At 51.2% G+C, this 15,168-nt stretch carries 9 protein-coding genes and 2 pseudogenes; 2 read left to right on the top strand and 9 right to left on the bottom strand.

The window, feature by feature from the left end:
- The first annotated feature begins 34 nt into the window (after positions 1–34).
- Entirely contained in the window at positions 35–802 is a 768-nt protein-coding gene (locus tag JOE62_RS08345; protein ID WP_204721809.1) for an ATP-binding protein, read from the top strand.
- Between the two features lie 201 nt (positions 803–1,003).
- Here JOE62_RS08345 and JOE62_RS08340 read toward each other — a convergent pair.
- Positions 1,004–1,486, bottom strand: a pseudogene (locus JOE62_RS08340) (IS21 family transposase); the annotation flags it as partial.
- A gap of 161 nt (positions 1,487–1,647) precedes the next feature.
- Here JOE62_RS08340 and JOE62_RS08335 point away from each other — a divergent pair.
- A pseudogene (locus JOE62_RS08335) lies at positions 1,648–1,905 on the top strand (ATP-binding protein); the annotation flags it as partial.
- A 185-nt stretch (positions 1,906–2,090) separates the two neighbouring features.
- Here JOE62_RS08335 and JOE62_RS08330 read toward each other — a convergent pair.
- The 8 genes from JOE62_RS08330 to JOE62_RS08295 form a co-directional block, all read right to left on the bottom strand.
- Positions 2,091–3,737, bottom strand: a complete 1,647-nt coding sequence (locus JOE62_RS08330) for a stealth family protein (protein ID WP_204721807.1) — start codon at positions 3,735–3,737, stop codon at positions 2,091–2,093.
- Between the two features lie 2 nt (positions 3,738–3,739).
- The gene (locus tag JOE62_RS08325; RefSeq protein WP_204721805.1) at positions 3,740–5,401 is read right to left on the bottom strand and encodes a hypothetical protein; all 1,662 of its coding nucleotides are present in this window, start codon (positions 5,399–5,401) and stop codon (positions 3,740–3,742) included.
- A 238-nt stretch (positions 5,402–5,639) separates the two neighbouring features.
- The gene (gene serA, locus JOE62_RS08320; RefSeq protein ID WP_204721803.1) at positions 5,640–7,235 is read right to left on the bottom strand and encodes a phosphoglycerate dehydrogenase; all 1,596 of its coding nucleotides are present in this window, start codon (positions 7,233–7,235) and stop codon (positions 5,640–5,642) included.
- A gap of 480 nt (positions 7,236–7,715) precedes the next feature.
- On the bottom strand, positions 7,716–8,915 hold the full coding sequence (wecB, locus tag JOE62_RS08315) for a non-hydrolyzing UDP-N-acetylglucosamine 2-epimerase (RefSeq protein WP_204721801.1): 1,200 nt from the start codon (positions 8,913–8,915) through the stop codon (positions 7,716–7,718).
- Positions 8,908–10,191, bottom strand: a complete 1,284-nt coding sequence (wecC, locus tag JOE62_RS08310; RefSeq protein WP_204721799.1) for a UDP-N-acetyl-D-mannosamine dehydrogenase — start codon at positions 10,189–10,191, stop codon at positions 8,908–8,910. The genes wecB and wecC overlap by 8 nt, the downstream gene beginning before the upstream one ends.
- A 151-nt stretch (positions 10,192–10,342) precedes the next feature.
- Positions 10,343–12,094 (bottom strand): glycosyltransferase family 4 protein, encoded by a 1,752-nt coding sequence (locus tag JOE62_RS08305; RefSeq protein WP_204721797.1) that lies wholly within the window; start codon positions 12,092–12,094, stop codon positions 10,343–10,345.
- Positions 12,091–13,281 carry a glycosyltransferase family 4 protein gene (locus tag JOE62_RS08300; RefSeq protein WP_204721795.1) on the bottom strand — a complete coding sequence of 397 codons (1,191 nt, stop codon included), beginning with the start codon at positions 13,279–13,281 and terminating at the stop codon, positions 12,091–12,093. Before JOE62_RS08300 ends, JOE62_RS08305 begins: the two co-directional genes overlap by 4 nt.
- Positions 13,259–15,166: a glycosyltransferase family protein gene (locus tag JOE62_RS08295; RefSeq protein ID WP_204721793.1), complete on the bottom strand. Its 1,908-nt coding sequence runs from the start codon at positions 15,164–15,166 to the stop codon at positions 13,259–13,261. The genes JOE62_RS08300 and JOE62_RS08295 overlap by 23 nt, the downstream gene beginning before the upstream one ends.
- Between the last annotated feature and the right edge of the window lie 2 nt (positions 15,167–15,168).

Here is a 15,168-nt window from a genome sequence, read left to right as displayed (position 1 = left end):
CTCCCGGCCATTATTCGATGGGTGGTGGCCAGTAATGCTCAGCGACGCAGACCAGACGAAGATCAAGAACTTGCGATTGACGGCGTTCGCCGAAAAGTTCTTCGAGCTGACCGGTGAACAGGCCAATGAACGGCTGACGCCGGAAGAGGTGTTCATGCAGGCTGTTGACCACGCCGTTGATACCCGCCGTGGGCGGCGGATTGATAAATTGATTTCCCAGGCTGGGTTCCAGTTGCCTACAGCGTCAATAGCGCAGATCCATTATCTTCCCGGGCGGAAGATTGATGAGGCAAGGATGCGCAGATACTTGACGCATGAGTGGCGTGCGGATCCGAAGAATCTGCTCATTATTTCACCCACTGGTGGCGGCAAGACCTATTTGGCCTGCGCCATAGGCGTTGCCGCCTGCCATACCGAGCACACGGTGTTTTACCGTCGTATGGGTGACTTGATCAGGGACTTCAGGTTAGCGAGGGAAGACAACCGCGAGTATCAGCGGTTGCTGGTCGAGTTGCGTACCGTGGATGTATTGATCATCGATGATTTCCTCACCGTTGGCATCGATCAGCAAGGGGCCAGTGAGCTGTTCGCGGTTCTTTCGGATCGTGAGTACACGTTGCCGACGATTATTGTTTCGCAGACGGATCCGGAGTATTGGGTCACGGTGATTCCTGACAGGATCGCTGGGGATCCGATTGTTAATCGGTTGGCGACGAATACGAGGTGGTTGCCGCTTGGTGCGTTGGACATGCGTAAGCAGCTTGGTGATCAGGCCCGAATATCCAAGGACTTCTGGGAGTAGGTTTCGAAGGCCTGAATAGTCCTAGATCCTTGAGGATTCTCGGAGCCTGACGGCTTAATGATATCGTTCTGGGTCCTGGCGATCGGGGCCTAGAACGATGTTTATCTTTTGAAGGCGGTACCAACAAGCCGGAATAGCGGTACCCGGTTGCCAGAAATGGCGGTACCTACTCGCCGGAATAGGAGTACCTTATCGCCCTATTCGGCAGCCAGTGACAGGGTGGTGCAGGGCCATGGTGGGTCCTGACCAGTCCACTTCGACGCTGACGCCGGCTTTGTGCTGGACTCTTGAGGTGGCTCCGTGCTCGAGCACGTAGCGTTGGTAGGACTTGCAGAACCGGTCGTAGCCCATGAATGCTGAGCCAGCGGCCTTGGCCCCGTCGGCGTATTCGCCGTGCAATAGCTTCAGGTTGGTGCCGACCTTGGCCAGTTCCTTATGAACGGTGGACCAGTCTGGTTGGCTGAAGACGCTCTCGTGCTCGCTGCGCCCGGGGAACAGCAGTTCGTAGACGTTATCCTCGGTGAGGTCCTTGAGTTCGTCCCAGCTGCGGGAGGTCGCGTCGGCGGCGTTGAGGACTTCGGCGACGCTATTGCGGGAGATGCCTTGGGTGGACGCGATGACGCGTCCTGACAATCCCTCGGCGCGAAGCTGCAGGATTCGCTTCGCTTTGATCTTTCGTGCCATTGAAAATGGCTCCTTCCACCACACAGTCGGTTGCGTGGTGGGAGGAGTTTATACAGGGTGGCTCTGAAGGAGAATATCCGGTGGCTCTGAACGGGAATAACGATGTTTACAGCTGGTGGCTCTGAACGGCAATATTGGTGGCTCTCAAAGAGTCAAATATTCACTTCGAGCAGGAAGCGGCGAACTTGGTCTTCCAGTTGGTCTCGTCTCGCTATAAGCAATGTTCGTTGATCCTGACCAGTGATTTGCCGTTCTCGGGAAGGGGCACCGTGTTTGGGGATCAGGTGGTGGCTGCAACGATGATCGACCGGATTGTTCACCATGCGGAAGTCATCGCTTTGAAAGGTAGTTCGTACCGGTTGAAGGAGCAGTCGTTTGAGACATTGCCGTCGGTAGCGGCGGAGCAACAACGGGTTTAGACTGCTCTTAAATGTTCATTTTTCGGGTTCAGAAAATGTTGAGTTTTAAACTTCCGCCGACAAGTCCAATGCGCACACAATTGCTACCAAATACCTTTGCTATATACCCATCGGGCATATACCTCGGCAGACGCCGGAACGACGATTAATAATTTGGTAAATTTCGTTGCAACGAGAATCAACCATTATCTTTCTCTCTCCCAAGGACTAGGAATCGGTAGCAAATATTGAAGATTAGTTTTAATGAACGCAGACGAGCTTTCTTCGTCGTAGTCCAGTTCAATGGACGCACCATCGTTTATCACAATGCAGTCAAGATTCCGACGACTCAATAAACGTTGCATGCGTAGTCGGCCGTTTTCAGTCGACGGATCGATATAATCATATCTAATCGACCCGGGGACACAATTTCCAGTGCTTAATCCATAATTGAAGTAAAAAGAACCTGCCAATGCGACATCATTCACGGATCTGAACTGAGCATGTCTAGTCTGAGTCGATAAGGTGGAAAACTCAGTTTCAATTTCTTCACATACGCTTTTACGCAATGCTGCCGGAGTATGATAAAACTTCCTGGAAAAACTGAGATGACCTCGCGCAGTAATGGCCTCCCTTGCGTTCTTAGCTGCGATTGTGGAAGCGTTATCTAAAGGATTAGCCAATTGAGAATCAATTTTTGCCTTAGACCAAAAAACCTTGCTAATCCCGCTTGGATAGAAAAACAGCTCCGGATCAATAGACCTTGTGAGCATTACATCGTCATTGAAGTAAAGAAAATACTCCGACAAACCAGGAATACGGTGAATGCAAGATTCGATAGCATGGGAGTTAAAAGTCGGCAGACCTGACTTATCAGGCCAAATTTCCTGGTGATCGACTATTTTGACCCTTTCATCAGTCACAAGCCAATCAGGTCGTTGCCTGTCCGTAACTATGAAAATACTATTTACCCATGGGGCATATTGATAAATCGACCGAAGGCTAAATCGCAATTCATCGTTGTCTTTGAAACGTGCACTATTGTTAGCTTCGTTAGATTGTTGAGAAGTGGAAGTCTCATTTTCAACTTTGGTCTTTCGACGAATCCAACTTGGGTCGCTACCATCTACCCAAGTATAGACTATATCAATCTTTCCTCGAAATTGACTGACATTCTCGCGAGATAACTTCGAAACTTCATTCATGAATTGAATCGGACTATTATTGAAACTTGGAAGCTCTGCAACGTATTCATGCCAGACTGGGCACCTCAATATCATCTTCTCAGTTTGCGGATCGTAAGCCTCCTCCCAAAATCTGATCTCGACGCCTTGTAATGCACCAGCTCGGAAGCTAAGGTTACCTTGAAAAGCCACACGCTCGAATAGGCGGACGGCATGCATATCTGACGTAAGCTGGAAGTCTGCGACCAATTTTGCACCACTCATCATTCGGCCTTGGTTGTCAACTCCAGCTGCGTACCAGTGATTTAGTTGATCATGCGATGACAAGATCGACCATAAAGAATCACGATCAGCCGCCAAAATACTGATAATATTTGGGCCAGACATTCGCGAAGGAAGATTCCAAGAAATTAAGTCTGTATTCTTAATTATTTCTTGAATCTTCTCATGGCTCCTCACTCTAATTTCATTTAGACTAAAAGAATCCTCTACTGCGAAGAGCTGCGACCTATGGCCTGAGCGCAACACTGTCAGCCCATTCTTAATTATTCCGCGGTTAATTATGACAGATTTAAAGGATTTGGTTTGCACCCGGTACGAGAATTCATTTAAATGAAATTTAAGTTTCCGCTTAATCTTTAAGGGAATTAATTGCTTTAAATACTCCATGATTATCGTTTTCGTCTACTTGGAAACTTGAGTAGGTCAATAGTATTCTCGTGAACGACGAGACGCAGATCAGTTGGCGCCACGTGATAGTTATTCTGGGCCAAAAGGCCTATGCTGATCGAGTAAGTTCCATTGTCTACTATGAAATCCTTAACCATTCGGCTGATGCTGAATGAGGCATTGGGGTAGATAACTTCTTGGCCCATCTCATTAACTGTTAAGTTTTCTGGCAGACGCTTCAATGGAACTAGGATTGACCTGCCATTTTGGGTATTCGAAAGAACCATACGATAACGGTAATAATTCCCAGGTTCTCCCGATGCAGCTTCACAAAATGCAAGCTGGCCACGTATGTTTAACACACCATTATCTAGTCGTGATGTAGCAATTGTAAGGTGATGAGCGTCATTCTCTGAAGTTGCATTGATAAGAACTCTTCGAAGTTTGACTTGCGTTCCGTCTAAATACAAACAATTCAAGTACTCTTCAGACGCAGACCAGGAAATTTTCAACTTGGACATTTCAATATTCTTATTGCTCTCATACTTTAATTGGGAGCTATTGATTTCAAGCCTGTAATGACCAGTCGGCAAATCAGAAAGACTGATTCCTAAATTCTTTCGGGTAGTAAAAGCTCCACGATCGTAATCAATATATTTACTCTGATAATGTATATAAGAGAGATACGGATCCGTCTTATGCGCTAATCCATAAATGAATGTTTCATCCGATTCATTGCGGAGCACTAAATTATTTCTAAGTACTTCATCTCGCGGCTGAACTCCCCGGAAAAAGGCATAGCCACTCAGGTGAAGCATTTCGTCCTTAATCTTAACGGTCTCCGTTTTGAGAAGGTGCTCACCAAGCGACGCTGGATCCATAGTGATGCCACTATAGTCCCTATTTCCATTCTTTGTAATTCCAAACTTTGGAATAATATCGTCGATCAGAAGATTCATAATCGCGATAATATTTGGGAGGTTGTATCTAGTTACATCCCGGTGCCTCCGGACCAGGTCACTTTCTGTCAGTACAAAGTTGAAGTTCTCGTACTTACGAAAAAGATTCAGGTGCTCCTTGAGCTCTCCTTCAAAAAGAGGATCCTGTGGTGACGAATAAAGATAAATATTTTTGTCGAGAATCTGGTCACGAGATATAGCATTTGGAATAAGGGAATCAAGATGCGAAATAGCTTGCGCAGAATCGTCGTCACTGAGTCCACGAAAAATTTCGGGTCGTTTCACATTGGCACTACCGAGTTTGATTCTGGGAACAGTTGCAATAATGTTTCTATAATCATGCTTTGTTCCATGATAAAGTGCTGCGCTTGCCCCCTTGGAGAATCCTGCGAGAATAACGTCCCTTTTTGTGATACCCAAGTGTCGAATAAAATATGAAATTAAGTCCTGCACGTCATTCTCGACTGCAAATCCCGAATTGTCTCGGATGTAATAAGTAAAGTTTCCATCAAACATATCCCGAATCCACAGAATATTGCATTTAACAGATTCACTAGAAGGACCGTCAAAATCGTAATACTTTTTAGTCCCAAAGCCACCAGAAAAGACAACTAATAGCTTGCGCTTATCGATACGTGATGGCCTGAACTTATAACTGATCTTATATTTTCGCCCAAAGTATGTCTTCTCTTTTATAGCTGTCATTTCCTCTATTTCTCAACATAAAACTTTATCGTGAATATTTCCAGACGTAACGAGAATTACTCGGTAGCATGGATTAAAGCTCTATAGGATGTTACATTTAAAGGTCCGAGTAGTCGAATCGTTCTAACCGCCAAAACGGTTCGAATCCCAATGGCAGCATATCGCTAATGGTGGATCTTGCGTCGCGGCCTGTAGATTCGCAATTTGTTTACCGAGTACAGGCCGCGACACTACTTGACTAGTCAGCGAGGTTGATCTCGCGGGCCACACTTGCACCGATCGCAGCGCCAACCACGTCCAGCACACCCTGAGGTAACGCGGAATCAATATTGATAACAGCCAAAGCTTCAGCCTTCTTTTCATCGCGCGACACCTGCATGCCGGCGATGTTAACGCTCTGCTCCCCCAGGACGTTGCCCAGTGAGCCAACGACACCAGGACGATCCGCGTAGCGTACTACGATCATGTGATCGGAAATCGGGATCTCGATCTCGTGGCCGTTGATGCCCACCAGCTTTTCAATCTGCTTAGGACCGGTCAGCGTGCCAGCAACAGCAAGCTGGTTCCCTTCATTCGTAGATCCCTTGATGGTCAGCTGGTTGCGGTACTCAGGCGAGTCTGGGGTAGTAATCAGTCGGGTAGCTACGCCACGCTGCTCCGCCAGGACTGGTGCGTTAACGTAGGAGACCTGGTCAGAAACGACATCCATGAAGACACCCTTGAGGGCCGAAAGCTCCAGGGCCTTGACATCGAGTGCAGCGATTTCACCAGCAACCTCAACATCAATGCTGGTCAGCGAACCGGAAGCCAACGCGTTGAAAATACGGCCCAGCTTCTCAATCAGCGGGATGCCTGGGCGCACGTTCTCGTCGATGACTCCGCCTGCAACGTTCACGGCATCTGGAACCAGTTCACCGGCAAGTGCCAGGCGGACCGACTTGGCAACCGAAACGCCTGCCTTCTCCTGCGCTTCGTCGGTCGATGCACCAAGGTGCGGGGTCACCGTGACATTGTCGAATTCGAAGAATGGAAGATCGGTGCTTGGTTCCTTTACGAAGACGTCAATGCCGGCGCCGGCAATCTCTTCATTCTTCAATGCTTCGTACAGCGCATCTTCGTCCACCAGGCCGCCACGTGCCACGTTGACCACATAGGCGGACTTCTTCATCTTGGTGAAGGCGTCCTTGCCCAGCATTCCCACGGTTTCCGGGGTCTTCGGCATGTGGATGGTGATGAAGTCGGCTTCAGCCAGCAGCTCGTCCAAGGTCAGCAGCGTGACACCCAGCTGCGCGGCACGTGCCGGGGTGACGTATGGGTCATAGGCGACAATCTCCATGCCGAAGCCCTGCAGGCGTGCTGCGACGAGTGCGCCGATGCGGCCCAGGCCGATGATGCCGGCCTTCTTCTCGTAGAGTTCAACGCCAGTGAAGGACCTTCGCTTCCATGCGCCGCTCTTCAGCGATGCATTGGCTGCTGGAATGCGGCGTGCCAGGGACACGATGTGGCCAACGGTCAGTTCGGCGGCGGAGATGACGTTGGAGGTTGGTGCGTTGACTACCATGACGCCAGCCTGGGTGGCAGCCTTGATGTCAACGTTGTCCAGGCCCACGCCGGCGCGGGCGATGACCTTCAGGTTCTTTGCGGCGGCGATTGCCTCAGCATCTACCTGAGTGGCGGAGCGCACGAGAATTGCGTCTACGTCGGCAATGGCTTCGAGCAGCTGGGAGCGGTCCGCTCCGTCGGTCTGACGAATTTCAAAGTCGGGGCCGAGGGCAGCAACGGTTGCTGGGGAGAGTTGTTCGGCCAGAAGTACGATTGGCTTGTTGTCAGACACGGGTGTGGCACCTTTGCGATTTCTTGGGCTGATGCTTGCATGAAAGCAGCTGTTAATCGTTGCTTTCATTTCCAGAGTAGCGCTATGCATCCCCCGTTTTCCCTTGAATTCACGCATGTTACGCAAGCAAAACCTGACTTTGTGAAAACTTTCACTTATTAGATAGACTGTGACGAGCACACAGATGCCTGCGTCAATTATTGCACCCGTTCGGCATTTCGTTAGCAGATTCTTCACGCTTGTTGAGCCTATGCGGAGGCCTAGTTTAAATCCTATGCCGCTATTGATCGTTCTTCACTTTTAGGCCCAGGACGCCATCGCCTCGATTGCCGGGATTGTTGAATTGCCGCTAAGATCTTGCCAGCCAGTCTCGTTGCTTACCAGCCAGTCTCGTTGCTTAATAGGCAAAACACCGGCTGCCCCATTTGATGGGGTTTGCCGGTGTTCTGTGGAGCTTCAAGCTAAGTGCTATTGCAAGATCTAAGCTACCAACCGTCGCTTGGTTGCACTTTCAGCTTCGGCCTCATCGTAATCGACGCTTCCGAATTCACCTATACGCGCACCAATTCCAAGAAGTTCTGCAATCGCGGCAACAGTACGCTCTGCGGCCAGACCATCGCCATATGGGTTGACTGCGTTGGCCATTTCTGCGTAAACACTCGGGTCATTGAGCAGCTGGCTTACTGAATCCACGATGCGTTGTTCGTCCGTGCCGATGAGTCGCACGGTTCCCGCAGACACGGCTTCTGGCCGTTCCGTGTTTTCCCGCATGACCAGAACCGGCTTGCCCAGGCTTGGCGCTTCTTCTTGGACACCGCCGGAGTCCGTGAGCACGACATTAGCGGCATCCAGCATTCGAGTGAATTCACCGTAGCTCAGTGGTTCAGTCAACGTAATGTTCTGAATGCCATCGATGCTTGGAAGCAACGCCTCGCGGACTACCGGGTTCCGGTGTAGTGGCAAGACAAATTCCACGGTCGGCTCGGACTGGGCGAGACTAGCCAACGCCCGGGCTATACTCCGCATTGGCTCGCCCTGATTTTCGCGACGGTGCGTGGTCACCAGCACGATACGCTTGCCGCTGGCCACCAGCTCCTCTAGTTTCTGATCTTCAAAAGCTACACGCTTCGCCACTACAGTCAGCAACGCGTCAATCACAGTGTTACCGGTGATCACGATGTCTTCCGGATTCAGATTTTCGCGAACCAAATTGTTGCGACTGACACGTGTGGGCGCCAGATGCAATGCGGCCAGCTGACTCGTAAGTTTGCGGTTGGCCTCTTCCGGGAACGGCGAGTACAGGTCATGGCTTCGCAAACCTGCTTCAGCATGAATGACAGGGATGCCCCGGTAGAACGCGGCTAACGCTCCGGCTGTTGACGTCGTAGTGTCCCCCTGCACGATCACCGCATCCGGTTTTTCGCGTTCAAGAACATCGTCCAGGCCCTTGATGGTCTTGGTCAATACGCCGTTCAGGGTCTGGCGAGGTTCAATGATGTCCAAGTCGTAATCAGGGGTAATATCGAACAAGGCATTCACCTGATCCAGCATTTCCCGGTGTTGTCCGGTTACCGTTACTACGCAGTCAAACTGCTCGCTATTCTTCAAGGCGCTGACAATCGGCGCAACTTTGATTGCTTCTGGGCGAGTGCCATAAATCGGCATGATCTTCTTAGGCATGGTTGTTCTCCATTACTTCATGCTCTTCGATGTTTCCCTGATCGCAGAAACGCCACTGCCCTCGTGTATCGATAACCTGCTTGCCTTCAAGTTGCCCCGGCTGGACGTCGTCGTACTCGTCATGGTCTACCAGCAGTACTACAGTTCCGGCCTGCTCGATAGCATCAGCAGGATCTGCCAATTCGACGTTCTCCAAGGCCGCGAATGTTGCCGGCAGTACCTCAACATTAGGTTCAGAGATGACAAAACGCGTTGAAGGATTCTTATTCGCCAAGGCCAGTGCAATCTGAAGTGCCGGAGACTCCCGAAGGTCGTCAATATTCTTCTTGAATGCAAGTCCCAATAGCGCAACGACTGGATTGTCAGCCTTGGGCATCAGCTCCTCAGTCTTAGCGATCACCCAGTGCGGCTTTGCGTCATTAGTAACACGTGCCTGGCGGATCAGTTGCGCCTCGTCGGGGGCTGCGGCAACGATGAACCACGGGTCGACCGCGATGCAGTGTCCGCCAACCCCGGGGCCAGGCTGCAAGATATTGACTCGTGGGTGGTGGTTAGCCAACTCGATGAGTTCCCATACATTGATACCCAACTTGTCAGAGATGGTTGACAGTTCATTTGCAAAGGCGATGTTGACGTCGCGGTAGGAGTTCTCGACGAGCTTCGACATCTCAGCGGTGATGGCATCTGTAGTAAGAATTTCCGCCTTGCAGAACGTCTCATAGAGTTTCTTGGCTAGCTCCGCGGCCCTTGGAGTCATGCCACCAACAATTCGGTCGTTGGTCACTAATTCCTTCATCACATACCCCGGCAAGACACGCTCAGGACAGTGGGCGACCAGAAGCTGATCCATGTCCAAATCTGGACGGGCGGCCGCTAGGTGACGGGCCAGATGCTCTGTGGTACCCGGAGGTGACGTCGATTCGAGAATAACCAGTTCATCACCGGTCAGCAGCGGAGCGATGCCATCCGCTGCAGCTTCGATGTAGCTGAGATCAGCCGAATAGTCATCATTGAAGGGAGTTGGCACGGCCAGAATGTATGCATCGGCAGCCTTGTTCTGCAAACTTGCGGACAGCATGCCCGCATGCACACCACGTGCCACGAAGTCACCGAGCTCTGGTTCTACAAACGGCACTTCACCATTGTTAATCGCGACAACGTTGCGTTCATTGACATCAACCCCATGAACCCGAATTCCATTAGCGGCGAGTATTGCAGCGGTCGGCAGTCCGATGTAGCCCAAGCCGATAACGGATACTTCTTTAATGCCAGTCACGTCGATGACTTCCTACTCATTAGAGGGAGCTAGTTGCAGATCGCCAACCGCTCCAGTTTGATTTTCCTGAAAATAGGAACAATCCCGTTGTTCCGTTTCACATCTTTAAACTTATGGAGCGATAGTTAATGGCAAGTAAACACGTGATTGACTATTGAGAATAAATTCTCTTAAGTTTGCGTGAACAGACTGCCCACGTTCGATCAGATAGAACTTTTTCCCTTCCTGACTGGCCTAGTTGTTGTCTGAACGATGGATCAACGAGCAGGTTTTCCAGGGTTTCGCTCCACGCAACGTCATCTCCAGGCGGGAGAAGAACCCCATCAACGCCATCTCGGATCAGCTCTTCGAGTGCTGGTAATTTGGAGGCCATCACAGGAACGGCACTGGCCATTGCCTCGACCGGTTTCAACGGTGTGACATCACGTGTTACTGAAAGATCCCTGCGTGGAACTGCGAATACATCAAGAGCAGCATGGTATTTTGCCGCCTTTTGTCGCGACACGCGTCCTGTGAAAATACAACGTTCACCCACACCTAGTTCGCGGGCCAAACGCATCAGCACTTCACGCTCCACGCCATCGCCCACAATCACTAAATACAGATCTGGCCGACGGTTCGCCAGCATCGCCATCACCCTGACGAGCATATCCAAGCCTTCGTAGGCAACGAGCGAGCTGACTGTTCCGAAATACTCTGCATGCGGGTCCAGCCCCAACGCAGTTCTGGCATCCACCGCGGATAATGGTTCATCAACAAATGGATGCCCGACACCGTTGGGAATAACCGTTATCTTCTCCGGGCTGACACCGAAGTGCTCTAGGTTATCCCGCATTGCTTGGCCCAAAGTTAGTACTTCGGTCGCACTCGCGGCCAGTTCTGCTTCGCGCGCTTGGAAGAGTCGATATCGCTGTGAACCGCTTGCAGCAGCTGGCCGAGTCGATGCCCAGGTATCGGCCAGTTGCCCACGTACCTCGTAGACCCAAGGAAGATTATAGGATCTCGCAACAGCACGGACGGCAAGGGCATTAGTGAAGTCAGTTGTGGTATGCAAAACGGTTGGCTTCAGTTGCTCTACCAAGGCTGACAGCATCTGCGTCTGCTGCTGGATTCTTCCCGCAGTGTCGAATTGCAAATGCGCCGGAAGTAGACGGTGATAGGAAATTCCGTCCACGATTGAAGTGCTTTCTGCCAAGGCGTGACCAATCGACATGGGATATCCAACTCGCGTTACTGCATGGACTTCGACATCTTCGTCCTGTAGTGCCAGAAGCAGAGAATGGGTTCGCTGGGTATAACCGCTTGCAGTAAACGGGAGAGAGTTGGTCGCTATATATAGAACGCGCGTCGTTCCGTTTAATTCCCAGTCGCGTTTCTTTGAATTAGCGACTGGATTCCAGGACTCAAGTACCCGGAACTCACTGCGGTAGTGTTTCAGTTGCCGCGACTTGGAGTTGCCCATGCTAGAGAGTAGATTGATCGCTTCATCCAGGTTGCCCAGGGAGAATTCTAGACGTGCCTTCGATTTGGCAGTCGCTTTCGTTACCGGTGAGCTATCGAGAATCTCCGCGGCCAAGTCCCATAGTTGCGCTGCGATAGCGGTGTCCGCCAACCGTGCCGCCTTAGAAGGCCGATTCCATTGTTTCTTCTGCGACGCTAAGTATTGCGCCACTGCTGTTCGATCTTCACTCAAGAGCGCAACCAGTCCGTCAAATTTACCTGAGATTAGAGGTGCACTTCTAAGTTTTTCCAAACACTTCAACTGCTGACTTTTCGCGAATTTCCGCACCGCTTGAAGACAGAAATACTGCGGATCATCAAAGAGGTTCTCACCGATGAGCCGTAATACGTTGCGCACATTCTGTGCTTTGTTTCCAGTGAAATACCCCATCTTTGGATTCATCTTTTGCCTTCCGCTAGGGCGGTCAGCTCGCTCAAGTATCTGTCCCCAAGTTGATCCAGCGAAGCGTTTTCAAGTACCCATTGCGGCCCAATGCCTTTTCGATTTCGTGACGCCGTGGATGCTCCCATGGTCTTCAAATGATCGACTAAGCTTTGCACGTTTTGCGGCACGATGTCGCCCGAATTCGATTCCTGGATAATTCTCGCTGCTTCGCCCCGGACCAAACCAGTAATATGCCGATTGAAGTAAAGAAGTTCATAGAGTTTCGAAGGAATCGTGTGTTCAAAGCTCGGCCAGTCCGAACGCAGGCTGACAAGGCACGTATCGGCCCATGCGTACTGTTCCAGGACCTTCTCGCCCCGTACGGGGTGCAGGAATTCAACAGGCGCGTCGAGGTTGGCCGCCAGCTGTTGCAGTCTCTCCCGTTCCGTTCCATCTCCAACGAAACGGACCCGCACAGCAGATCGTAGCTTAGCCGCAGCCTGAATCACCAGATCCAAGCCTTGGCTCAGTCCCAGGTTCCCCAAATAGAGAACGTGCAGGCGAGGGTCGTCATGACTGACTCGTGGAAGAGACGACGTGTAATTCGATAGGTCCACTCCATTTGAAACGACGGAAACTCGATGAGCACCCTGCAGTCGCGCGACTTCGCCCAAACCGGGGGTTACAGTCACGACCAAATCGGCTCGGCTCAAGACGCGAAGGATTAACTTAGTGGCGATAGGTTCCAATTTGGTTGACCGCAGGATATTGGACTCGCTGAGAAGGTTAGGCCAAGAATCTCGGAGATCCACGACGAGTTTGGAGCGAAATAGCCGGCTAACGATGTATCCGCTAAGCAATGTGCTCAGCGCCGGTACAGTTGCAATCAGGACGTCAGGCCGGCCTGCGAATAAGCAGGCAGGAATTGATGCCAGCGCCTGAAGTGCGCTGCGCAGGGCTTTAAACACCAATCGCTTTGGCCTGCCAAACGTTGGATATCGAACAATTCGGATGCCGGCATCTGTAATTTGAAAAGGCTTTCCCCCGGTGTTGGGCGCAACGACGCTGACCGAATTCCCCCGATTAACAAAGACCTCGGTGAAGGCCTTCCAGCGCCGTTGAGGGGGTGTAAGTTCAGGGGAAAATGAATGGGTAATGAGCAGAACTTTTAAGCTCTTTGAATCAGAAGAAGACATGATGATCATTTCTGCCAAACCATTGGACGGTGCCGCTTGCAGCGAGCTCGAGATCATTCGCCTTCCAAGTGTGGCCGGCCCCTGCAGAGCGCATCTGCACGAAATTGAACCGATCCGCCGAGTAGATCCGCGCGCCCGCTTGGCCTACACGGTTAAGGAAATCGGTGTCTTCCCCTCGACTCCGATTTGCAAAGCGATGCTCCTCAAACAAAGTACGGGTCCCTAATAAAGTGGGCCCCATGACAATATCTGTAAAGCGATGTTCCCGGTCTGCCATACGAAGAAGCGTCCGGTTGCTTCCTTCGAGGTACATATAGTGTGCTTGTTTGCCCACAAGGTCTGCACCGCTATACCGCAAAGCATTGATTTGATCAGCCAGGTAATGGCAACCATAAAGGTCATCATCATCCATTTTGGCAACGAAGTCGCCAGTGCTGCGATCAATACCTAAATTCAGGCACTCGCCTAGGCTTAAATTGCTATCTGCGCTAACTGTTACGATATCTTCAAAGCTTCCATTTTCCAGCGCTTCACTAATCGTTTTCCGAGACGGCTCGAATCCGTGGGACACGAGTATCAATTGCAGTTCCACGCCAACCTGTCCACCGATCGCTGAGAGCATATGGGCAAGCTGTTCGGGTCGTCGTGTAGCTGCAATGACGCTCACATTTCGTTTCGCTGCCATAGAGAATTTGTTTGCCGATGCATTCGAGGACGAGGCATCTAAGCCTGCAAGCTTTAGAACGCTCTGGCTACGGTGGGCGTACGTATGGTTTGCCCATATTCGACGTTGGGCCAAGTGTACGCTTCTGTCACGTTGTTCTCCGCTCCTCGCAAGCATCTTCAGGGTTTGAGAAGCCTGTTCCACGCTGGCTACCTCAAAGACTTCGTCAGCTGAAAAATATGAGGACAACGCTTCACTTGGAGCAGATACCACTGGCGTGCCGCACGCCGAGATCTCGAAAATTCTCCGGGCACACATGCTTGGCGAATCAATGACCGAGTTGGCATTCAGGAAAGCAACGAAATCCTGGTAGGCGGGAACCATCTGATCATAGGGCAAGGAGCCAATAACGAGCTGCTTGTACGGCTCCGGGAACTGGTAGTTCGGGTCCTTGCCCAGCTGGCGGGAGAAAATGGCTACTGGCTCTCCCCCGCGTTGAGCGGCATCGCATGCACCATCAAGCAGAAGGTGCAATTGCTCACGACGTTCTGGATACTTGTGGGCGAAGTACATCCCGGCGAAGGCAAAGCCTTTAGGGTCTACAGACCGTGCCCGAACAGGGTTGTGGATCTCAGGCTGGGCGGCAAAGGGCAGTACTGCGACACGGTCATGTCCAAGATCGTCACGGTAATTCTCAATCTTCTGCGAATCAGAAGTCAGAACCGAGTCGAATAGCTTCGCAGTCTCCAAGAAGTCGGCATAGTGCGGGGGGTCTTCCTTATTCCAAAATACTGTTGGGATTCCCATGTCCTTGAATGACTGGATCATCTGTGCCAAGGCTTCTCGTGGTGCTGACGGTCCAGTGAGATGGTATTGCCATGCTCCGTTGTTTCCATTCCAGGCCGACTCCACGAACAACAATTCGAAATTCTCAGTTCGATTTTTTTGTTGCCAGTCCTCGGGAGTAACCAAGGAAAGGTTCCATTCAGCTCCCCACGCGGCCTGGCTGAAATCATCGAGAATTGCAGCTACACGTATAGGCGTCCGGGAACGCCCCTTGTTTGCAGCCTGACCGGCACGTCCGCTGCCGACATAGGTCTGGCCCCTTTTGCTCTTCGGAAGTGCAGGCGAATTGAGCCCCAATGCTTGGCGGCGCTGCCACGTCCTGAATTGCGGCAGCCCGCCCCTGCGCAGATGCCATATGCCTCTGCGCAGTGAATCGATGTCCATCT

The sequence above is a fragment of the Glutamicibacter nicotianae genome, assembly GCF_016907615.1.
Lineage (GTDB): Bacteria > Actinomycetota > Actinomycetes > Actinomycetales > Micrococcaceae > Glutamicibacter > Glutamicibacter nicotianae.
This window is presented reverse-complemented; position numbering and strand designations above follow the sequence as displayed.